Annotated in this window: 22 protein-coding genes; 7 read left to right on the top strand and 15 right to left on the bottom strand. The window is 37.8% G+C overall.

All coding sequences use genetic code 11. From position 1 onward, the window contains the following. Nucleotide 1: 1 nt before the first annotated feature. The 6 genes from sdhA to rimM form a co-directional block, all read right to left on the bottom strand. Nucleotides 2-1,846, bottom strand: coding sequence for a succinate dehydrogenase flavoprotein subunit (gene sdhA / locus Bra60_RS06150; protein WP_078698156.1), 1,845 nt, complete (start codon nt 1,844-1,846; stop codon nt 2-4). 4 nt (nt 1,847-1,850) lie between these two features. Continuing rightward, entirely contained in the window at nt 1,851-2,237 is a 387-nt protein-coding gene (sdhD, locus tag Bra60_RS06155) for a succinate dehydrogenase, hydrophobic membrane anchor protein (protein WP_078688942.1), read from the bottom strand. A 15-nt stretch (nt 2,238-2,252) separates the two neighbouring features. Further along, nucleotides 2,253-2,654 carry a succinate dehydrogenase, cytochrome b556 subunit gene (gene sdhC, locus Bra60_RS06160; RefSeq protein ID WP_035006763.1) on the bottom strand — a complete coding sequence of 134 codons (402 nt, stop codon included), beginning with the start codon at nt 2,652-2,654 and terminating at the stop codon, nt 2,253-2,255. Between the two features lie 764 nt (nt 2,655-3,418). Beyond that, on the bottom strand, nt 3,419-3,856 hold the full coding sequence (gene rplS, locus Bra60_RS06165) for a 50S ribosomal protein L19 (RefSeq protein ID WP_035006493.1): 438 nt from the start codon (nt 3,854-3,856) through the stop codon (nt 3,419-3,421). A gap of 203 nt (nt 3,857-4,059) precedes the next feature. Beyond that, nucleotides 4,060-4,758: a tRNA (guanosine(37)-N1)-methyltransferase TrmD gene (gene trmD / locus Bra60_RS06170; RefSeq protein WP_078688943.1), complete on the bottom strand. Its 699-nt coding sequence runs from the start codon at nt 4,756-4,758 to the stop codon at nt 4,060-4,062. Nucleotides 4,759-4,809: 51 nt separating this feature from the next. Then, nucleotides 4,810-5,325: a ribosome maturation factor RimM gene (gene rimM / locus Bra60_RS06175; protein ID WP_078698157.1), complete on the bottom strand. Its 516-nt coding sequence runs from the start codon at nt 5,323-5,325 to the stop codon at nt 4,810-4,812. Nucleotides 5,326-5,503: 178 nt separating this feature from the next. Here rimM and Bra60_RS06180 point away from each other — a divergent pair, with 178 nt between their 5' ends. Together Bra60_RS06180 and Bra60_RS06185 are read left to right on the top strand one after the other, a co-directional pair. Next, nucleotides 5,504-6,322 (top strand): SapC family protein, encoded by an 819-nt coding sequence (locus Bra60_RS06180; protein WP_078688945.1) that lies wholly within the window; start codon nt 5,504-5,506, stop codon nt 6,320-6,322. A gap of 2 nt (nt 6,323-6,324) precedes the next feature. Next, nucleotides 6,325-7,290, top strand: coding sequence for a tyrosine recombinase XerC (locus Bra60_RS06185; protein WP_078688946.1), 966 nt, complete (start codon nt 6,325-6,327; stop codon nt 7,288-7,290). 25 nt (nt 7,291-7,315) lie between these two features. On the opposite strand, the gene Bra60_RS06190 is transcribed toward Bra60_RS06185, so the two are convergent. Further along, a complete protein-coding gene (locus Bra60_RS06190) occupies nt 7,316-7,594 on the bottom strand; it encodes a BolA family protein (protein WP_035006487.1) in 279 nt (92 codons plus the stop codon). 130 nt (nt 7,595-7,724) lie between these two features. Between Bra60_RS06190 and Bra60_RS06195 the strand changes: the two genes are divergently transcribed. From Bra60_RS06195 to cobT, 3 genes are all read left to right on the top strand, one after another. Then, nucleotides 7,725-8,342 carry a J domain-containing protein gene (locus tag Bra60_RS06195; RefSeq protein ID WP_078698158.1) on the top strand — a complete coding sequence of 206 codons (618 nt, stop codon included), beginning with the start codon at nt 7,725-7,727 and terminating at the stop codon, nt 8,340-8,342. Nucleotides 8,343-8,531: 189 nt separating this feature from the next. Next, nucleotides 8,532-9,518 (top strand): cobaltochelatase subunit CobS, encoded by a 987-nt coding sequence (gene cobS, locus Bra60_RS06200; protein WP_035006761.1) that lies wholly within the window; start codon nt 8,532-8,534, stop codon nt 9,516-9,518. Between the two features lie 14 nt (nt 9,519-9,532). Beyond that, on the top strand, nt 9,533-11,416 hold the full coding sequence (gene cobT, locus Bra60_RS06205) for a cobaltochelatase subunit CobT (protein ID WP_078688948.1): 1,884 nt from the start codon (nt 9,533-9,535) through the stop codon (nt 11,414-11,416). Between the two features lie 140 nt (nt 11,417-11,556). Here the strand turns inward: cobT and Bra60_RS06210 are convergent, their stop codons facing one another. Further along, the gene (locus Bra60_RS06210; RefSeq protein ID WP_078688949.1) at nt 11,557-12,210 is read right to left on the bottom strand and encodes a VUT family protein; all 654 of its coding nucleotides are present in this window, start codon (nt 12,208-12,210) and stop codon (nt 11,557-11,559) included. 107 nt (nt 12,211-12,317) lie between these two features. Beyond that, on the bottom strand, nt 12,318-12,605 hold the full coding sequence (rpmB, locus tag Bra60_RS06215) for a 50S ribosomal protein L28 (RefSeq protein WP_078688950.1): 288 nt from the start codon (nt 12,603-12,605) through the stop codon (nt 12,318-12,320). A gap of 251 nt (nt 12,606-12,856) precedes the next feature. Here rpmB and Bra60_RS06220 point away from each other — a divergent pair, with 251 nt between their 5' ends. Beyond that, nucleotides 12,857-13,633 carry an SURF1 family protein gene (locus tag Bra60_RS06220; RefSeq protein WP_035006481.1) on the top strand — a complete coding sequence of 259 codons (777 nt, stop codon included), beginning with the start codon at nt 12,857-12,859 and terminating at the stop codon, nt 13,631-13,633. 271 nt (nt 13,634-13,904) lie between these two features. Here the strand turns inward: Bra60_RS06220 and Bra60_RS06225 are convergent, their stop codons facing one another. The 5 genes from Bra60_RS06225 to htpX all read right to left on the bottom strand — a co-directional run bounded on the left by Bra60_RS06225 (nt 13,905) and on the right by htpX (nt 20,213). Next, nucleotides 13,905-14,057 carry a DUF1127 domain-containing protein gene (locus tag Bra60_RS06225; RefSeq protein ID WP_078674034.1) on the bottom strand — a complete coding sequence of 51 codons (153 nt, stop codon included), beginning with the start codon at nt 14,055-14,057 and terminating at the stop codon, nt 13,905-13,907. 158 nt (nt 14,058-14,215) lie between these two features. Then, nucleotides 14,216-15,832: a bifunctional phosphoribosylaminoimidazolecarboxamide formyltransferase/IMP cyclohydrolase gene (purH, locus tag Bra60_RS06230; protein ID WP_078698159.1), complete on the bottom strand. Its 1,617-nt coding sequence runs from the start codon at nt 15,830-15,832 to the stop codon at nt 14,216-14,218. Between the two features lie 151 nt (nt 15,833-15,983). After that, nucleotides 15,984-17,696: a heparinase II/III family protein gene (locus Bra60_RS06235; RefSeq protein WP_078688952.1), complete on the bottom strand. Its 1,713-nt coding sequence runs from the start codon at nt 17,694-17,696 to the stop codon at nt 15,984-15,986. 57 nt (nt 17,697-17,753) lie between these two features. Continuing rightward, the gene (locus Bra60_RS06240) at nt 17,754-19,121 is read right to left on the bottom strand and encodes an RsmB/NOP family class I SAM-dependent RNA methyltransferase (RefSeq protein ID WP_078688953.1); all 1,368 of its coding nucleotides are present in this window, start codon (nt 19,119-19,121) and stop codon (nt 17,754-17,756) included. Between the two features lie 42 nt (nt 19,122-19,163). Beyond that, entirely contained in the window at nt 19,164-20,213 is a 1,050-nt protein-coding gene (gene htpX, locus Bra60_RS06245) for a zinc metalloprotease HtpX (protein ID WP_078698160.1), read from the bottom strand. A 78-nt stretch (nt 20,214-20,291) separates the two neighbouring features. On the opposite strand from htpX, the gene Bra60_RS06250 reads away from it, so the two are divergent. After that, nucleotides 20,292-20,507: a DUF1674 domain-containing protein gene (locus Bra60_RS06250; protein ID WP_035006759.1), complete on the top strand. Its 216-nt coding sequence runs from the start codon at nt 20,292-20,294 to the stop codon at nt 20,505-20,507. 128 nt (nt 20,508-20,635) lie between these two features. Here Bra60_RS06250 and rpsP read toward each other — a convergent pair whose 3' ends face one another. Then, complete coding sequence (gene rpsP, locus Bra60_RS06255; RefSeq protein WP_078688955.1) at nt 20,636-21,004, bottom strand: 30S ribosomal protein S16; 369 nt, start codon at nt 21,002-21,004, stop codon at nt 20,636-20,638. Nucleotides 21,005-21,054: the final 50 nt, after the last annotated feature.

Genomic DNA, 21,054 nt, shown 5'->3' on the forward strand with positions numbered 1-21,054 from the left:
CTTAATAAACACGCTTTTTAGGCATAATACGCTTTAAATCTATACCACCATCCTCTTCAAACGTTAATGGATCAACATGAACAGGACGATACGATAATGTCACCTTTCCATCTTGAGACAGATGCGAAAGTGTATGACGACGCCAATTTTTATCATCACGCTCTGGATAATCTTCTCGTGCATGAGCACCACGACTTTCCAAACGAGCAGCTGCAGAATAAACAGTCGTAATTGCATTCACCATCAAATTTTCAAGCTCTAATGTTTCTACCAAATCAGAATTCCAAATAAGCGAGCGATCTGTTACTTTAAGGTCAGAAAGTTCATCCCAAATTTTACTGATCCGTTGACATCCTTGTTCTAAAGAATTTGCTGTACGGAATACCGCAGCATCCTCTTGCATCGCACGCTGCATTTTTTCACGCAGCATAGCTGTTGGAACCTGCCCTTGAGCAAAACGTAAACGGTCAAAACGTGCCATAATTGCATCAACTGCGGCTTCATTAAGCGCTGGGATTTCTGCATCGCGATCTATGACTTCTCCTGCACGAATTGCAGCAGCACGTCCAAAAACGACTAAATCAATCAATGAATTTGATCCCAAACGATTAGCCCCATGAACAGATGCACATCCTGCCTCACCCACAGCCATCAAACCTGGTTGAACACGATCAGGAGAATCAAGGGTTGGATTTAAAACTTCTCCATAATAATTGGTAGGAATACCACCCATATTATAATGAACTGTTGGCAAAACAGGAATTGGCTCTTTGGTCAAATCAACCCCTGCAAAAATTCGAGCTGATTCAGAAATCCCGGGTAAACGCTCATGCAATATAGCTGGATCGATATGATTAAGGACTAAATGAATATGATCTTTTTTCGCACCAACACCACGCCCTTCCCGAATTTCAAGTGTGATACAACGTGAAACCAAATCGCGCGACGCCAAATCCTTAAAAGATGGTGCATAACGTTCCATAAAGCGCTCACCTTCAGAATTCACTAAATAGCCACCTTCACCACGTGCACCTTCTGTAATTAAGCAACCAGAACCATAAATCCCTGTAGGATGAAATTGAACAAATTCCATATCCTGAAGCGGTAACCCAGCCCGAGCAATCATCCCGCCACCATCACCTGTACATGTATGCGCTGATGTTGCTGAAAAATAAGCCCGCCCATAACCGCCAGTGGCAAGAACAACCATCTTCGCAGAAAAACGATGAATTGTACCATCATCAAGATTCCAAGCGACAACACCTGTACACACACCATCTGTCATGATCAAATCAAGGGCAAAATATTCAACAAAAAACTGCGCATTATGCTTAAGGCTTTGCCCATAAAGCGTATGCAAAATTGCATGGCCAGTACGATCAGCTGCAGCACAAGTACGTTGAACTGGTGGGCCTTCACCAAACTCTGTGGTATGACCACCAAAAGGACGTTGATAAATTTTCCCTTCTTGTGTACGCGAAAAAGGAACCCCATAATGTTCTAATTCATAAACAGCTGCCGGTGCATTTCGCACTAAATATTCCATAGCATCGGTATCGCCAAGCCAATCAGATCCTTTCACCGTATCATATAAATGCCATTGCCAATTATCAGGCCCCATATTCGACAAGGATGCCGCAATGCCGCCTTGCGCTGCAACTGTATGTGATCGCGTTGGAAAAACTTTTGTAATACATGCTGTTCTTAATCCTTGCTCAGCCATACCAAGGGTCGCACGTAAACCAGCTCCCCCAGCACCAACAACCACAACATCAAATTTATGATCGACATAGTTATAGGCAGCACGCCCCACTCTAGCACCTAGAGATGATATTGCTCTCACCATATTTTCAAGCCCCTAATGCGATTTTCAAAAGAGCAAACATCATTATACTGCCCAGAATAAAACAAAATAAAATATTCAATACAAAAAAGAATATTCGCATACCTTCATGTGGAATATAATCTTCAATAACGACCTGCATCCCCAATTTCATGTAATAAAGACTTGAAAAAATCATCAACCCCATCCAAACTGTAACCATAGGATGGGAAAGTCTCGCATGAACAACACTGTAATCTTTTCCCACGCATGACATAACGAGAACAATAAAAAGTGTCCAAAGAAGCACATTAGCAAAACTGACCAGATTCTCTAACCAAAAATGCTCTGTTCCTGTATGCGCACTGCCGAAGCCACGTACTTTTCCAAGTTCTGTTCGCAAATCTTTTTTCATTTTTTCTACCCCTGGCTAAACAACGCCGTACCCAATGACCCAAAGTGCAATCGTGACAATAAGAGAAATAAAAACTGTAGCCCAAGCAGTTGAGGTTGCTTTTTCTTTTGCTAAATAACGAGGATTCAAATTCCACACAATATGGCGAACACATCCAACGATATGATGAACTCCAGCTAATGTATAAAAAAACAAAAAACAAAGCCCAGGAAAAGATCCATAAATCTTGTTAACCATTTTAAATGTATCAGCACCACAAGCAATTGAAACTAACCAAAGAGCCAAAAAACACATTCCAAAATAAAGCACTATACCAGTAATACGATGTGCTATCGAAATTGCCATAGTAATTGACCAGCGATAAACGCTTAAGTGAGGAGAACGAGGGCGATCTTTTGTTGTGGTTGTCTCTATCATAAAACATCCTGACCTGGCTTTCACTGCAACCTCATTATTACGAGAAAATCCACGCAAAGCGATTCAGTGCACAATCATTTCAACTTGTTCAGTCCTAAGGGACTAACATTACAGGCCGGTTATTAAAATGACGGATTAAAGGTCGCGCATAAAAAAACCGATTTGTTATATAGCCATAGACCATAAAACTTCCTCTGTTTAGTACAATTTTATCTTCACGTCAAAGGTTTAACATTATTTCTTAAATATAAACATATTTTTTACATATCTTTCACTCTACTTTTCCTTAAGATCAGCGGATCTATTCTATAATGATTATGATTGTGACTCTTTATAAAAAAGATAGTGTTAATTTTTTAAGTTTTATGACAAATCAGCCGTTCTTTATAATTCAATCTTGAACATTTACACCTCTACCAACTTCATTGCGTGAAAACTTATAAGATCCTTCACTTACTATATGCATCATACACTCTTCTAAAGAGCTTAAGTTTAAATAACCGTCGCCGAAAATATCAAAATTTTTCCTATCCTAAGATACTCTCTCATCAAAAATTCTATTCTCACAAAATATATTCTTCTGTAAATGTTCTTTATTCATGAGAAAAATTAATAATAAAAAACAAAAGAGACATTAAAAATTTTATTATAATTCTTTTAAAAATGGATATTTTATTCCTTTTTTGTTTTAATTATTACAATAAAAAAGCAGCCTTACAGCTGCATTTTTTAATAAATCTCATTCATATAATTTATTGAGTAATTCATTCTGAGACATTTGTAACATTGTCTACAACAGCGCTCTCTTCTGTTTCTTTTGCACTTTTTGCATCTTTTTTATGGTACTCTCTCTTTTCAGCAATACGTGCTGCTTTTCCTCTGAGACCACGTAGGTAGTAAAGCTTCGCACGACGAACTTTACCCCGACGAACAAGCTCAACCCCTTCAATTAGAGGGGAATAAACTGGAAACACACGCTCAACCCCTTCGCCATAAGAAATTTTACGGACTGTAAAAGTTTCATTTACACCACCCCCTGAACGAGCGATACAAATCCCTTCATAGGCCTGAATACGCGTTCGTGTACCTTCTGTCACACGAACCATCACACGCACTGTATCACCAACCTGAAATACAGGCAGTTGACGTTTTGCTTCAATTTTTGCGCACTGTTCAGCCTCAAGCTGTGCTATAATGTTCATCTTTTTATCCTTCGCGTTCTTTTCGAACAGTTAGAGCGCTTAAAACTCTCACCAAAAAAATTTTAAATACTCTTTAGGCTACGTTGAATATAGAAAGCGAATACACCATCTTTTAATTTTGGGATACGCACTTAAAATTTAGAATATACAGAAAATTTCTTTGAAGAAAACTACGCTAACAGTATATTATTTTTTGAGATGAATCAAGCTTTCTGATGTTTTTTCTTATAAAGAGCATAAAGATCAGGACGACGTTGATGCGTGAGCAATTCAGCTTGTTCTCGCCGCCAATTAGCAATAGCTTTATGATGACCCGATGTTAAAACCGATGGAATGCTTCGTCCTTCAAAAACAAGAGGGCGTGTATATTGTGGATATTCAAGTAAACCATTTTCAAAACTTTCACACTCTACAGAAATCTTATTCCCTATCACACCGGGTAAAAGCCGTATAATTGCATCCAACACAACAAGGGAAGCAACTTCTCCTCCTGAAAGAATATAATCACCAATAGAAATTTCTTTTAATTGCCGTGCTTCAATGATACGCTCATCCACCCCCTCAAAACGCCCACAAATCAGTGTCACCCCTGACCCAACTGCTAAAGAACGTGCATAAGCTTGATCAAAAGGTTGCCCACGTGGACTGAGTAATAATCTTGGTGTATCCAATGGACAACTATCAATTGCCGCTGCTAATACATCAGCACGCATGACCATACCTGCACCACCACCAGCTGGTGTATCATCAACGCTATGGTGTTTATCTAAAGTAAAATCTCGAATTTGCACTGTTTCCAGCGACCATATTCCTTGCTTTAAAGCCCGTCCTGCTAAAGAATATCCTAAAATTCCTGGAAACATTTCAGGATAAAGTGTTAAAATACGCGCATGAAATCCCATATTGATAACTCTTCATCCCTTCATTTAATTTACGCACATTACTTATGCATATTACTCTTGATCATGAAACAAACCAGCAGCTATTGGATCTACAATAAGAAAACCAGAAGCAACACAAATTTCGGGGACAGCAGCTTTGCTAAAGGAAATAAGAATCTTTTTACCAGAAACCAACTGTATTTCAATTAAATCACCAGCGCCAAAATTAAAGAAACCACTTACCTTACCTAGAAATTGTTTGGCACAATTATAAACACAAAGGCCGATCAAATCTATTTGATAAAATTCATCTTCATCCAAATCATCAGCCAATTGATTTCTTTCAACATAAAGTTTGATTCCCCTTAAAGATTCTGCAGCACTCCGTCCTTCTATTCCTTTAAAATGTATAATTGCATTATTCTTTTGCATACGAAAGCTAACAACTTCATAAGAACGTTCTGTTTCATCATAAAAAACACTATAGCTCTTTAAACTCTCAGGGTTAGAACTCAATACTTTAACAACAGCATCCCCCTTAATTCCATGTGCCGCACCAATAATGGCAAGATATACTTTCTTTTTCATACTTTTTCCATTACACTTCCTATAATTAAATTTTTTTATTTAAAAAAGAAAGAATCATTATAAACTTAAAGTACTTAATTCATCCTGTAACTCGCATTCGATATTGTTGCCACATAAAATCTTCTAAAAAGGCTCATTTTGGTAACAAAATAGAAATTAATCATAAGGAGAAAATATTATGGCAAATATCATGCTCTTTTACAAAAATGTGACTCCACTGAACAAAATCACTCATAAAAATCTTAAATTCAGCCCATTAAACGATATGTCTTTTGCACAGGATACCCATTGGATTCCTTTAGCCAGTGCTGAATATTTTCAAGCCGCTATAGATTATCCCATCCTATTTATGAGTGCGGAAGATGAGCAGAAAAAACGCCATTATACGTCCGTTGCACTCGTAGGCCTTTCTAATAACGATAATGATTACATTACTTCTGATAAACAGTGGAAAAAGGATACTTATATTCCTGCTTTTGTCCGTCGCTATCCTTTTGTTCTTGCAAAAATGCAAAATGAAAAAGAACTTTCTGTTTGCTTTGATCAACAATCAGGTATGTTTAATGAAGTTTCAGGGAAAGATCTTTTCAATTCAGATGGATCTATTTCGCCCTTTATGGAAGAATGTATTAATTTTCTTGAAAGTTTTAAAATCAGTATGGAAAAAACCGCTGAATTTATCGAGACCCTTGTAGAAATGGACCTTTTATGTCAAAAATCAATCAATGTGAAAAATGACAGAGGTGTATCAGCGCAATTAGAAGACTTCTGGATGGTTGATGAAGAAAAATTCAATAAATTATTTGCTCATCAACTTGCTAAATTGCATAAAAATGGTTTTCTTGGATGGATTTTTGCGCATCTTATGTCAATGAATAACCTTTTAAAGATTCTTTCTGTAAAAAGTGAAAATCAACTCACTCATGAAGAGTTAAAAAAACAAAACAGTCAAGAAAATGAAACAAAAACTAAGAAAAAGAAAAGTGCTCTTAACTAAAAATGCTCTTCGAATATGACAGTAAAAATGAAAAAATTCCTCTAGTTCCAGCTGATCATACCCTCCTCATTGCGAGAAAGAATTGGCTGGATCATCTCACACAAACATGTCGAATGGCTCTTCATACGGCCGTTGCTTATGAGCGTGATACAAGGCAGTTTTTATTTTTTCTTTGTCAACATTTAGGATATCAACCAACTCTCGACGATCTTGCTGATTTGCGTGTAGCTGATTTGCGTGCTTATTTAGCTTATCGTCGAACACAAAACATAAGTGCTCGCTCCTTAAGCCGAAACATGGCAAGTTTACGCTCTTTTTTTAACTATTTATCCCGGGAAAAACTTGTCAATGTTCCTGCCGCAAAACTTGTACGAACACCAAAACATCCAAAATCATTACCAAAACCTTTGACCATAGAATCAGCACTCCGTATAGTCAAAGAAGAAAATCAACAAGAAACTGAACCCTGGATTATTGCTCGTAATACCGCTATTTTGATTCTTCTTTATGGTTGTGGAATGCGGATATCAGAAGCCTTAGCACTCACTCCAGAGCAATTTGCTGATCCCAGTATAAAAAGCCTATCTGTCACTGGAAAAGGAGGAAAAACACGTCTTATCCCACTGATTCCAATTGTCCATAAAGCGATAGAGAATTACCTAAAATGCTGTCCTTATCCTTTAGTAAACACTCAGCCAATATTCCTTGGTGTCCGGGGAAAACCTTTACAACCCGCTATTATTCAACGAACTGTCCAAAACCTACGAGCGCGTCTTGGCTTACCAGAAACAACCACACCACACGCATTACGCCATTCTTTTGCTACCCATCTTTTATCACGGGGAGGAGATTTGCGCACTATCCAAGAACTTCTCGGCCATGCCTGCCTATCCACAACACAAATCTATACCCATATTGATACAAATCATTTATTAGAAATCTATCAAAAAGCACATCCCCGTGCCTAAAAACTTTTGAATTGAGAAAAACATGTTAAACACTTTCAATCTCAAGCGCTAAAGCATGAATGTTTGTTGCCAACTCTTGCTCCAAAACTTTATAAATAGCCCGATGTATTTCTACCCGTTTCATACCAGAAAAAGAAGAAGAAAGCATTTTCACACGGAAATGTGTTTCCCCCTTACCATCAAAAGCATGTTCTTCGTGAGGATGACCTACATGAAGATGGCTTTCATTAATTATTTCAAGCTTTTGCGGCAAAAAAGCATCACGCAGTTTTGTCTCAATTGTTGTATAAACCGTACAAGACATTTTTTTTCCTTCACAAAAACGGATATTGTAACTAATTTTTTAAGACAATATTTAATAAAATCAAATGTGGAAAGAAATTTTTTACAAGTCAATTCTTATCAAAAAGATCGATCTTGCATAAGGCAAAAATATGACAACAACATCTAAATTATTCGACTCAATTCGTATTAGCTCAAACAAAAAAAAACAGAGTCAATTACAAATACAACAATGCCAATGGGAAAGGTGCGAAAAAGCAGGATCGCACAAAGCACCAGCAGGACGCAATCACGAAGGTCAATATCTCTATTTTTGTATTGAACACATCCGTGCTTATAATAAAAATTTTAATTATTTCTCAGGTCTCAGCGATGAAGACATTGCGAAGTTTCAAAAAGATGCTCTTACAGGGCATCGTCCAACATGGTCTGCAGGTAATAATAGCACGGTTACAAAAACAGCTTCCGATTACGCAAAAATTCGATCTGGAACCGCTGCTTACCAAAATCGTGTGCGTAATCCATTTAAACTTTTTACCCAACGACACTCAAAGACTACGGATACACGAAAACTAAAACCTTTGGAAGCTAAAGCTTTTGATACTTTGGGCTTACAAGAAAATGCTTCAGCCGAAGATATCAAAACAAAATATAAGGAGCTTGTTAAAAAACATCACCCTGATGCTAATGGTGGGAATCGTTCTTCAGAAGAACGCTTTCGTAACGTGCTCCATGCCTATAATTTACTGAAAAAATCTGGTAGATGTTAAAATCTATATTCAAATACTCCATTCTATTGTTCAATGATTAAACATTTAAGATTTTTGAAAAACGATCATGCAACACAGCATCTCCTTCACAGCCAATCTCTTTTGCCATTAGAGCATTTGCATAAGTGGTCTATGTTCTATAGTGTTTGACAACAAAATAATAAACAGCGGATATCTTCCTCAAAAATGATGACAAAAACAAATCTTACAGTCTCAAATATGCCTGACACAACAGTCTGGGCAAAGGATGTATTCAATATTGATACTGAAATGAAAGTGCCTGCTTTTAGCACAAAAAGCTCTCATGTTCCTGATTTAGATCCCGATTATCTTTTTGATCAACAAACAACTTTAGCACTTTTAGCAGGTTTTGCTTTTAACCGACGTGTTATGATATCTGGCTATCATGGTACAGGAAAATCAACGCATATTGAACAAGTTGCTGCACGTCTTAATTGGCCTTGTATTCGAATTAATCTTGATGGACATATTAGTCGCATTGACTTAATCGGAAAAGATGCCATTGTCTTGAAAGATGGCTTGCAAATCACCGAATTTAAAGATGGTATTCTGCCATGGGCTTATCAAAATAATATTGCCCTTATTTTCGATGAATATGACGCAGGACGGCCAGATGTTATGTTTGTCATCCAGCGAGTACTTGAATCCTCTGGGCGCCTCAGTTTGCTTGATCAAAACCGTGTTATTACTCCTCATCCAGCATTTCGACTTTTTGCAACAGCAAATACTATTGGTCTTGGCGATACAACGGGACTGTATCATGGCACCCAACAAATCAATCAAGCGCAAATGGATCGTTGGTCAATTGTAACAATATTAAATTATTTACCCCACGATAAAGAAGTTGATATCATTTGTTCGAAAGTCAAACATTTCCAAACCACTGAGGGTAAAAAAACCATCTCACAAATGGTACATGTTGCTGATATGGTGCGCAAAGCTTTCATGAATGGAGATATTTCTACAGTTATGAGCCCGCGTACCGTTATAACTTGGGCAGAAAATACCACAATTTTTCAAAATATTGGTTTTGCTTTCCGTTTAACTTTTCTCAATAAATGTGATGAACTTGAACGAACAACTGTTGCAGAATTTTACCAACGTGCCTTTGGAAATGAGCTTCCTGAATCACTGATTCATCATGTCTTGCCTTAAGGAATGCGTCAATTATGGCTGCAAAAGAAGGTGATAATAGCAAAAATTCAGCAAAACATTCTTCTAAGAGCCACTTTGATATTGAAACTTTTAAAAGAGCTACATCTACTTGTATTCGCGCCATTGCTAACACACGCGAACTTAACGTTATGTTTAGTCATAACAAGCTATCCTTAAGCAAGAATTGTGCACGTTTACCAGAATTACCTCAACAAATAACCGATAAAGATATAGCTGTTACTCGTGGATTAAGCGATTCTATAGCACTCCGCAAAGCATGGCATGATAGCCATATTCACACCCAATTTGCCCCGATAGAACCAGAAGCACGAGCGATCTTTGATGCACTTGAACAAACACGTATTGAAGCAATTGGCACTTTAACAATGAAAGGAATCGCACAAAATCTTGATATGATGCTTGCTGATAAATATCAAAAAGCCTGTTATCAGAGGATAAGGAATCAAAATGAAGCTCCTTTTCAAGAAGCGATTGCGCTTTTATTGCGTGAAAAAATAACAAAACGCTCTCCCCTAAAAGAAGCCGGACTTGTCTTGGAACTATGGCGTCAATCCATAGAAAAAAAAGTCGCAACAGAATTACATGAGCTAACACTTCATGTTTATAACCAAAATGTTTTTGCACAAATAGCACGTCAAATGCTCGTAGCCCTTGAAATGGCGAATCCATTAAAAATAAACCCTAAGAATCGCACTTCTAAAAAACAGAGACAGAACCACGATACACAAAATCAAACAGAAGAAGAAACTATAAACGAAAAAAAATCTCAAAGTGAAAAACAAAAAACAACCGAACAAAGTAATGATGCACAAAATAAAGGCAAAGAAAAAACTATTCAGTCAAATGATAATGATACACCTCAAAATGAACAAGAAAATTCTCAACAAAATAAATTCAGCAAATCAAAATACTTTCTTCATGCTTCTCAGAAAATGGAAAATTTGGCTGATTATAAAATTTTTACCCATGAATTTGATGCTATTTTGGATGCGACTCATTTTTGTTCTGTAACAGAATTAGATCATTTACGTCATTATCTTGATCAACAATTAAATCATCTCCAAAACATTGTTGGACGCTTAGCAAACCGACTCCAACGCCGCCTCATGGCACAACAAAATCGTTTTTGGAACTTTGACCTAGAAGAAGGTTATCTTGATACAACACGCCTTCCACGCCTTATTATTGATCCAATGCAACCGCCTTCTTTTAAAATGGAATGTGAAACACAATTTCGTGATACTGTTGTTTCACTGCTTATTGATAATTCAGGTTCCATGCGAGAACGCCCCATTACTGTTGCAGCAACTTGTGCTGATATTTTAGCACAAACTCTTGAACGTTGTGGAGTTAAAGTAGAAATTTTAGGCTTTACCACAAAAGCATGGAAAGGAGGACAATCGCGCGAAAAATGGATTCATCAAAATAAACCCTCTCATCCAGGGCGTCTAAATGACTTGTGTCATATCATTTATAAAAGCGCTGATACACCATGGCGCCGTGCTCGACGCAATTTAGGATTAATGCTGCAAGAAGGATTACTGAAAGAAAATATCGATGGAGAAGCCCTTATTTGGGCGCATCAGCGCTTGATCTCACGCCATGAACATCGTCGAATATTGATCGTTATTTCTGATGGTGCTCCTGTTGACGATTCAACTCTTTCTGTTAACCCCAGTAATTATCTAGATAAACATTTGCGTGCTGTGATACAAGAAATCCAAGCAAATTCCCCTATAGAACTTATCGCTATCGGTATCGGCCATGATGTAACACGTTATTACCAACGCGCTGTAACAATCATCAACGCTGAAGAGTTAGCAAATGCCATAACAAAACAGCTTACAGCACTCTTTAAAGAAAATCTGAAGAGATAAAGACCCAATCAACCACCGATCTTATATAAATATTGTTACACATCATCTTGTGCCAAGAATAGAATAAAAATCTTTCTATTTCAGCAGTATAATATAATAAATATCGTTATTGTTGAATAAACAAAAGACATCGTCTCTTCTCAACGCCCTTGATAAAAAGGAGTCCGAAAACTCTTTAAAATTACCCCATAAGGGACAAGCATAAATAGGCTCATAATAATTTTTATTAAAAAATCACCAAAAGCAAGTGAAAACCAAACAGGAATTTCAATACTCATAACACTGATACTGTCAATAATAGAACCATCAGAATAATCAACCAATTGATCGATAAAAGAAAAACTGCTTGCAAAAGCAAGAGAAAAAAACAAAATTGTATCTAAATCTGAACTCACTAATGCTGCTATTAAAGGGGCTTTCCACCATGTTTTACGCCGCAAAGGTGTGAAAACTATTATATCAAGTAATTGCCCAAATAAAAACGCTGTACTAGAAGCAATTGCGGGACGCGGTGTAGCTAATATCCAAGAAATAAAAGCAGCAGAAATAAAACCAACATACACAACACGCCTTGCTGCACCGGGACCATAAAAGTGGTTGGTCAAATCATTAATTAAAAAAGCAAAGGGATATGTGAAAGCTCCATAGGTTAATAGCTCATCCAAACTAAAGAAATTAACAGGATATTGAACCAAAATATTGGAAGCAACTACAGCAATACACATTGCAAAGCTTGCAAAAAAAAGACGACTTTTCTCTTTTTGCGCAGCTAAAGATTTATATGCTGAAGACATTCCTTTAACCTAGAGAATAGAATCAAAATGAGATATTGAGCCTAAATAATCAAACGCTTCCCTCAATGAAAAAACTTTTTATTCTGCAGGAAAATAAAAGAATTAAGCTACTCTTTCAGCTTTTTTTTCATAATTTGGCGCTTCAATAGACGCCCACGCTGCGACAATTCCTTATCATCAGCTTTAATCAAAAAGTTATCAAGACCACCGCGGTGCTCAACCGAACGCAAAGCATTTGCAGAAATACGCAAACGATAACTCTGTTGAAGCAATTCCGAGATCAATGTCACATTGCAAAGATTTGGTAAAAAACGACGACGGGTTTTATTGTTTGCATGGCTGACATTATTGCCATACTGGACCGTTTTTCCTGTCAATTCGCAGGCACGAGACATAGATTTCACCTTTAAATTTAAGAAATTCCAAACTCCAACGCCAGAAAAATAAATGGACGCAAACAAAAAATCCACCCATAACCTTGAACGGGCATTATTGGAAAACTGAGTTTTTATAAGTCGTTGGCTATAAAAGGTCAAGTCTTTTAGAAACTTTTTCATTCCTCTATCGGTTATTTTATTATTTTTTTGGTAAAACCCTATAAAATACTTTCTTTTAGCTCTTTTCATATTAAAAGGTATTCATTATCATGATGAAAATGGGCCATTCTAAAATAAATCTCCAACGCAAAAACATCCGTCTTTTTTCTGTTCTATTGAGCATTTTATGGGTATTTCTGTTTACTGTCTTTAGTGCATTAGGTGTATGGCAAATACAACGACTAAAATGGAAAACAAATCTTATTACCAGTGCTAATCAACGTGTCCATCTCACACCTATCCAAGCGCCACCTTACAAACAATGGCCAGATATTACTTTTAACAAAGATGAATATCGTCCTGTTACAATCACCGGAAAGCTTCTTACAAACAAAAATATTCTCGTAACCGCTGTTGCACAAAATACCACGGGTTATTGGGTTTTAACTCCTTTAAAAACAACCGATAACACAGTGACCTTTATCAACCGCGGTTTTATTCCTATGGAAGCACGTCATCAATTTGAACAAGAGGAAAAAAACGCTTCGTTTAATAATAATTCTGCACATACTCTAAATCAGATTACGATTACAGGCCTTTTAAGGATGAGTGAAAAAAATGGGGTGTTTCCACGCAAAAACAAACCTGATCAAAATGTATGGCATACGCGCGAACTCCCTGCTATGGCCCAAAAATTAGACCTTTCTCCTGTTGCTCCCTATTTTATTGATGCGCAATCAGAAACAGTGTCACAAGAAAATCTTCCCATTCCTGGCCTTACTGTTGTGCAATTTCACAATAACCACTTAATATATGCAATAACGTGGTTTATTTTAGCCGCTGGTGTTTTAGGGACATCTCTTCTTCTAATACGATATAAAAACTGAAAAAGACACAAAAACTATCCTCCCTTACACACTTAAATGTAAAGACTTCATTCTTATGCTCAAAACCATACCAACACTTCTCGAAAGCAGAACAAATGACAGCTTATTTTTCTGTTTTTCCGTTCTTTCTCCTTACTAAAGAAGAACATAGTACACCCTCTAAACCAGCAGACAATACCGTCTTTACTTTAAAATTGACTGACAACATTATAAATAAAAACAGCGCTCCTTAGAACGCTGAATAATTTCTAAATTTTTATCAAAAATAATATTACAATGATTTACGTGAAGAACGCCATGCAACCAAACTAATATCAGCACGATTAATGCCAAGATCACTAAGCTCATATGTTGAAAGACGACTTAACGCATTAACTGTCCGACGATAACGACGCCATTGGCTGTAAGAACGTAAAATATTCATATTTTTTACCAAACTATTATAGTTAAATTCCTAAACAAGGAAGATAAAACAAATTACAAAAATGAGGAGTGTTATAATTGCATAACTGATTTGCATTTATAACACAGAAGCCTACTCTTCTTATTTTTGAGAATAAAAAATGAAAAAAGACCATAAATTTAGTGGCGAAAATGTCTCACTCCTGTAAAAACCATTGCTAAACCATGCGCATTAGCTGCTGCAATAACTTCTTCATCACGGATCGATCCACCTGGTTGAATAACCGCTGTTGCACCAGCTTCAATCAAAGATAACAAGCCATCTGCAAAAGGGAAAAATGCATCTGATGCGACCACAGATCCCTTCGTTAAAGATTCCGTTAAGCCCATTTTTTGTGCGCTTTCCTCAGCCTTCCGTGCTGCGATTCTTGCTGAATCGATACGACTCATTTGGCCAGCCCCAATCCCAACCGTTGTATTATTTTTTGCATAAACAATAGCATTTGATTTGACGTGTTTAACAACACGAAAAGCAAATTTAAGATCACGCATTTCGTCTTGGCTTGGTGCGCGTTTTGTGACTACTTGCAATTCAAAATCATCAACAACTGCATTATCACGTGTTTGCACTAAGAGCCCTCCTGAAAGTGTTTTAGCAACGAGCCCGTTATCACGCGGATCAGGCATTCCTCCTGTTATCAACAAACGAAGATTTTTTTTCTGAGCAATGATTTCGCGTGCAGACATTGTAGCATCAGGAGCAATAATCACTTCAGTGAAAATTTTAACAATCTCTTCTGCACAGGCTTCATCAAGAGGACGATTTAAAGCAATAATACCACCAAATGCTGAGGTATTATCACACGCCAAAGCTTTCAAATAAGCCTCTTTTAAATTCTGCCCTTCTGCAACACCGCAGGGATTAGCATGTTTAATAATAGCAACGGCCGCGCTTTTTTGAGAATCAAATTCTGAGACAAGTTCAAATGCTGCATCGGTATCATTCATATTATTATAAGAAAGTTTTTTGCCTTGCAAAAGTGTCGCAGTAGCAACGCCAAAGCGTTTATCACCAGAGAGATAAAATGCCGCTTGTTGATGTGGATTTTCTCCATAGCGCATCACATTTTCAAGATGACCAGAAAAACTCTGCCAAGACGGAGCTTGAATTTTTAAATCTTTCGCAAACCAAGCCGCTATCGCAGCATCGTAAGCAGCTGTACGCTCATAAGCACGTGTTGCTAATTGACGCCGCAATGAAAAACTTAAACACCCATCCTGTTGTTTTAATTCATCCACAATCAATGCATAATCACAAACTGCTGTTACAACACCAATATAAGCGTGATTTTTAGCCGCTGCACGAATCATCGCCGGTCCACCAATATCAATATTTTCAAGAATCATCTGAGCATCTCCCTCTAACCGAGCAGTTTCTTCAAAGGGATAAAGATTAACCACGAGAAGATCAATTCCGTTGATACCATGTTGTTCCATAGCCGCCTTATGGTCTGGATCGTCTCTTATTCCTAATAAAGCACCATGAACCAAAGGGTGAAGTGTCTTGACGCGTCCATCCATTATTTCTGGAAACCCTGTAATATCAGAAACATCAGTAACAGGTAAACCAGCAGCACTTAACGCTTTGGATGTCCCTCCCGTTGAAATTAATTCAATTCCATAAGCATGCAGCGTTTGCGCAAACTCAATCAAACCAGTTTTATCAGAAACAGAAAGAAGAGCACGACGAACATGACGAAGATCCACCGTAGAAAATTGTTTTGCAATAACAACCATAATAGAAATCCTAAAATAAAATGGCTAAAATTCAAAAAAAGCCACTATGGACATAGCATAAGCTTTTGCCAAAACATACCCACAGGACATGCAGACAATGCTCCAATCCACAAATAATAGAATTATCTTGGTTGATCTTTCCAAGCGAAGATTATGCTAATCTATGACGTATAAAACGCCAATGAATTTTTCTCTGCAATGCAGTACGAAAATATAAAACAATCTGTTGTGTGCGTTGTGGACCTTTTAAATGAGCAAAATCAATTGAATCTTCGAGAAAAATGTCCGCATCGGGTGACATAAAATGCCACTCCTGCCCACTTTCTACAACTAAGGAAACGCGATTGCCATCATAATAAGCCTCAACCTGCGGATTAAGATGAAACCGAACAGCAACACTATCGTCTTCATTTTGATTGGCCTTATATTTATACCATTGATTTTTCTGCGGTGTAAAAAAATGATCGAAACCTTCAATCATTTCTCCATTTCTAGTTAAAATAAGGCCACGCTCATGCATAAGATTAAAAGGCTTCACATAGCCATCATGGCACGCAATAAAGCCAATTTTTTCTAAATCTTCTATGCGTTGTACTTGAATATTTGTCGGTCCTTTAAGTAAAAGAGAAGCATCATTGTTCCTTTTTTTACGAAAAGCACCCACTGAACAATCATTCACTGTTGCCGTTGAATGTGCTGCTGTCAAACGCCCAAAATGTCGATATTCTGCAGAACCATAAGGATTAACTCCTGTATTAATAATAAAGCGTTTTCCCTGCGAGGACATCTCAAATGACAAACAACCTGAACAGGCATATTCTGCAAAAGAAGCGGGTGGAAATTTTCCCGTATCTGCAAGAACTGTCGTTTGATTAGCCTGTAAACGCTGAAAACCAGAATAACGGGCATAACTAAAAGGGTGCCCAACGGTTTCATCACAATTTAAAATAGTCGATAAACACGCTGGTATAATGGGTCCAACGCCATTAAAACGAGCTACTGTTTGATCTTCATGAATAAAAAATCTCAAAGCAGGCAGCATACGCTCAATAGAATCAATTAAAATACGCGGAGCCGTTTCATTACTGTGCATATACAGATGGCGCAAAGATAATAAATCCGATAATAAATCGAGCAAAATAGCAGGGCTACGGGAAATATGTCCTCCATCAATAAGAACCTGATGCGAAAGTTCATAAACAAGATAAGTTTGTACTTTTTTCTTTGCTGCTGCAGAAACGGGCAAAGCTAAAGATGCAAGTGCTAAAGAAATTGCCGCTTGTAAACGCTGTTCATTTGCTTCCATACAACGAATCAAGATGCGCAAATAGCGAAACTGAAAACCAAGTGAACGTAAAAAACGCTTTTCAAAGCTTTTATTCGCCCCCTCTAATAACATTTGCGAATGGCAAATCCATGAAATGAGGCGCCTTGCCACAACGGCTCCACTCCAAGCAGGCCCTTTTATCTTCTTACTATGATGCTCCAACCAATCTTCTACCAAGGAACGCGCATAAGCTTTTGCCAACTCACTTTGTGCAGCAGTCATATGACGTAACCAATGAAAATCATGCAATGCTTTTTCCCATTGCAATATTGGCGGTACCAATGAAAAAGGAGAAAGAGCACCCGCTTGAACCGTACAACCAGAAAAAGCAAAACGACCATGGTAAAACTCACGCGCTATCATTGGATCAGCGAGATGCAAATCAATTGGATACGCTAAAATCTTTTGTGGACGAAAACCAGAAAATCGCCAACGAAAGAGTGGTCCTGCCCGTAAACGTCGTAGAAAGTGTTGTATGCCATATACAACGGTTGATGTTTTTATCTGAGGAGCAATCTCTGTAATTACCACAACCATATCTCCGTCTACATTTATCCAATACAGCTTCAACTATTTGAGTAAATGAAACGTTAATTAATGTACCTTTCGGAAACGTGCGGCAAAAAAACCATCCATTCCTAAGAATAATTTTTCTTCTGTATTAAAATTTTCATAACAACAATCAGAAGGGATTGTGCGCAAGAAACCCTCCATTGATATCAAATGTGCCATAGCACCCATTTCCTCGGCTAAAATAGGCTCTAAAACAATATCATGACGTATTGCTAAAATTTTCTTAACAAGATCTTCACCCTCTTCTCTTGCTAATGAACAATTAGAAAAAACAATGCATCCATTTTTTTTCACTAAATCAATCGCAGCTAAAAGCAAATCATATTGCACCTCTGCTAATTTGGTGACATCGTCTATTGTTTTTGTCCATAAAATATCTGGATGACGATGTATTGTCCCCGTAGAAGAACAAGGTGTATCAAGAAGGACAGCATCAAAAAGTTGATCAGGATGAAATTGTCTTAAATCACCAAGCCAATAGTGCACTGAAAAATTGAGTCGGTCCATATTTTCCCTTAAACGCTTTAATCGATTGGCTGAAATATCAAGAGCCGTTACATCTGCTCCCTGCAAAGCCAATTGCGCGGTTTTTCCTCCAGGACTCGCGCAAAGATCTGCTACCTTTTTGCCGCACACATTTCCCAACAAACGAGCAGGTAAAGCTGCTGCAACATCTTGAACCCACCAAGCTCCCTCTGCATAACCTGGTAAATCAGCAACAGAATAAGCCGAAGAAATAAGGCGAACTGAACCATTAGGCAAAACAATGCCTCCCAACCGCTTTGCCCAACCAGCACTATCAGATTTCACCGTCAAATCAAGAGGAGGTGTTATACTTTGAATGGCTAAAATTTGATCAGCTTTCTCTGCTCCATATGTCGATACTAAAAGTTGCCCGAACCACATTGGAATAGCTTTAATTGTAGGCGTTTGCATCCGCAAAATAGGCGCCTCACGTGCAAAATTACGTAAGATAGCATTCACTAATCCCGAGAAACGGCGCATCCGCGGATCAATCTTTGCCACACGTACCGCTAAATCAATCGCTGCATGATCGGGAATATCAAGATAAAGAATTTGCGTTATACTAATATGTAAAAGATGATGCAGGGAAAATGCTTGCGCTGGCAAAGGGCGCACTAAAAAGCGTGATAAAGCCACTGTAATCTGGCTTCGATGACGTAATGCCGCTCCCAAAATAGCACGACACAATAAACGATCACGATATGAAAGCTTTAAATATTGTGGATGACCATACTCATTATCTGTCAAACCAGCAAGAGATGTACGCTTATCAAGTACTGCACCTAACAAACGAACGCACACTTGCCGAACAGCTAACCCAGGCACATCTCTCTCAAACATATGCCCCGCTTTTTTATCTTTCAACACAATGCCTTTATTCTACCTTGTTTCTTTTAATCTTTATGATTAAAACTTCTTCGGATTTTTACGACGAAGCCAAGCAGGACGAGTTTTCGCCTGTAGTAAAACATTTGTCTCTTCATCGCTTAACGGATTATTCTTATCCTTAAAATTGAGATTTTCATAGTCTAAGATATTATTTAACCCTTTCAGATTATTCTCCTCATAGTGCTTGATAATGCCTTGATCAATTGTTGATATATTCATTTCTATGGCTTGTTGTTGCAATGCTGCAATCCGATTTGCCGTCGCTGGGTGTGTAGAAAAAAGGCTATCCGCACCTTCACCACTCAAAGGATTAATAATAAACATATGAGCTGTCGCTGGATGATGTTCCGCCTTTTCATTATAAATCGTATATCCACCCCCTGCAATCTTTCTCAAAGCCGAAGCTAACCATAAAGGATTACCACATATTTCAGCACCTCTCCGATCAGCAGCATATTCACGCGTACGGCTAATAGCCATTTGCACCAACATAGCCGCGAAAGGGGCTATCAACATAGCAATAATACCCACAAATGTCCCGGTACCTTGAGAAGACCTTGAAAAATTACGCTGTCCTCCCGTTAATAAAGCAAAATTACCAAGCATTGAAATAGCTCCTGCAATTGTTGCTGTAAGAGTCATCGTTAATGTATCACGATGTTCAATATGCGCGAGTTCATGAGCCATAACTCCAGAAATTTCTTCTGCACTTAACTTTTCCAACAACCCTGTACTAGCAGCAACAGCAGCATTTTGGGGATTACGCCCCGTAGCAAAAGCATTCGGTTGTGCACTATCAATGACATAGACCTTCGGTTGAGGAAGAGAAGCTTTCTGAGCTAATTCACGCACAATATTAAAATAAACTGGTGCAGAATACTGATCAACCTCACGCGCTCCATACATACGCAAAACTATTTTATCTGAATTCCAATAAGAAAAAAAGTTTAAGCCTCCTGCCATTAAAAGCGCAATAAGCATACCCTTGCTTCCTCCAATGAGATAACCAAATCCCATAAAAAGGGCAGTCATAAAAGCTAAAAGCATTGCTGTACGCACTCTATTCATAATTAAAACTCCATGATAGAATATTATTATTATATGATGGGGCTCTCTTGTTATTTCTTCAATGAAATTGAGGTACAAATGAACAAAAAAGACAAAAAAATGAGAACACAAAATACCACTATTCCCCAACACACACCGATTCCCCCTGAAGCACAACGTGCCCTTCAAGAAGCTGAAGAAAGACGTAAATGTGCAACAAATGAAAATCAGCCATTAGAAAACGGCGGACGGGGTGGAAAAGATCCCGCACGTTATGGAGATTGGGAAATAAATGGGCGCGCCATTGACTTTTAAAGCCTTTATTGACTTTAAAAAAACCAAACCATCTTCTAAAGAAAACAAATCTTTTTAAAATAAAACCAACAGTGAAATTTTACATTGTATAAGCTTTTAAGGCTCACATTGTTGATTTACTTCACTCATTATGCTTCTTCTTTTGAAATTGTTTCTGACGCTTCTTCAGCAGCGTGTTTTGCTGCAGCTATACGTTCTTGTGCTTTTTTACCAGGTTCACCTTTATGAGGATTATTACGTGCCGGACGCTTTTTTAAACCAGCGGCATCTAAAAACCGTAGAACACGATCTGTCGGTTGAGCTCCTTGACCAAGCCAATATTGGATACGCTCTTCATTAAGTTTTACACGTTCTCCATCTTTAGGCAACATTGGATTCCAAGCACCAACGCGTTCAAGAAAACGTCCATCACGCGGACTCCGTACATCCGCAACAACGATATGATAATAAGGACGCTTTTTTGAACCACCACGGGACAAACGAATTTTTAATGCCATATTTTTCTCCTGTTGTCATCTTGACTTGTCGTTTAAACTAATTTGTTTTC

The organism is Bartonella sp. Raccoon60, assembly GCF_002022585.1.
Taxonomy (GTDB): domain Bacteria; phylum Pseudomonadota; class Alphaproteobacteria; order Rhizobiales; family Rhizobiaceae; genus Bartonella; species Bartonella rochalimae.

Excerpts from the sequence above, each read along its gene's own strand:
- sdhA (WP_078698156.1), bottom strand. The coding sequence starts at position 1,846 with ATGGTGAGAGCAATATCATCTCTAGGTGCTAGAGTGGGGCGTGCTGCC.
- sdhD (WP_078688942.1), bottom strand. The coding sequence starts at position 2,237 with ATGAAAAAAGATTTGCGAACAGAACTTGGAAAAGTACGTGGCTTCGGC.
- sdhC (WP_035006763.1), bottom strand. The coding sequence starts at position 2,654 with ATGATAGAGACAACCACAACAAAAGATCGCCCTCGTTCTCCTCACTTA.
- rplS (WP_035006493.1), bottom strand. The coding sequence starts at position 3,856 with ATGAACATTATAGCACAGCTTGAGGCTGAACAGTGCGCAAAAATTGAA.
- trmD (WP_078688943.1), bottom strand. The coding sequence starts at position 4,758 with ATGGGATTTCATGCGCGTATTTTAACACTTTATCCTGAAATGTTTCCA.
- rimM (WP_078698157.1), bottom strand. The coding sequence starts at position 5,325 with ATGAAAAAGAAAGTATATCTTGCCATTATTGGTGCGGCACATGGAATT.
- Bra60_RS06180 (WP_078688945.1), top strand. The coding sequence starts at position 5,504 with ATGGCAAATATCATGCTCTTTTACAAAAATGTGACTCCACTGAACAAA.
- Bra60_RS06185 (WP_078688946.1), top strand. The coding sequence starts at position 6,325 with ATGCTCTTCGAATATGACAGTAAAAATGAAAAAATTCCTCTAGTTCCA.
- Bra60_RS06190 (WP_035006487.1), bottom strand. The coding sequence starts at position 7,594 with ATGTCTTGTACGGTTTATACAACAATTGAGACAAAACTGCGTGATGCT.
- Bra60_RS06195 (WP_078698158.1), top strand. The coding sequence starts at position 7,725 with ATGACAACAACATCTAAATTATTCGACTCAATTCGTATTAGCTCAAAC.
- cobS (WP_035006761.1), top strand. The coding sequence starts at position 8,532 with ATGACAAAAACAAATCTTACAGTCTCAAATATGCCTGACACAACAGTC.
- cobT (WP_078688948.1), top strand. The coding sequence starts at position 9,533 with ATGGCTGCAAAAGAAGGTGATAATAGCAAAAATTCAGCAAAACATTCT.
- Bra60_RS06210 (WP_078688949.1), bottom strand. The coding sequence starts at position 12,210 with ATGTCTTCAGCATATAAATCTTTAGCTGCGCAAAAAGAGAAAAGTCGT.
- rpmB (WP_078688950.1), bottom strand. The coding sequence starts at position 12,605 with ATGTCTCGTGCCTGCGAATTGACAGGAAAAACGGTCCAGTATGGCAAT.
- Bra60_RS06220 (WP_035006481.1), top strand. The coding sequence starts at position 12,857 with ATGATGAAAATGGGCCATTCTAAAATAAATCTCCAACGCAAAAACATC.
- Bra60_RS06225 (WP_078674034.1), bottom strand. The coding sequence starts at position 14,057 with ATGAATATTTTACGTTCTTACAGCCAATGGCGTCGTTATCGTCGGACA.
- purH (WP_078698159.1), bottom strand. The coding sequence starts at position 15,832 with ATGGTTGTTATTGCAAAACAATTTTCTACGGTGGATCTTCGTCATGTT.
- Bra60_RS06235 (WP_078688952.1), bottom strand. The coding sequence starts at position 17,696 with ATGGTTGTGGTAATTACAGAGATTGCTCCTCAGATAAAAACATCAACC.
- htpX (WP_078698160.1), bottom strand. The coding sequence starts at position 20,213 with ATGAATAGAGTGCGTACAGCAATGCTTTTAGCTTTTATGACTGCCCTT.
- Bra60_RS06250 (WP_035006759.1), top strand. The coding sequence starts at position 20,292 with ATGAACAAAAAAGACAAAAAAATGAGAACACAAAATACCACTATTCCC.
- rpsP (WP_078688955.1), bottom strand. The coding sequence starts at position 21,004 with ATGGCATTAAAAATTCGTTTGTCCCGTGGTGGTTCAAAAAAGCGTCCT.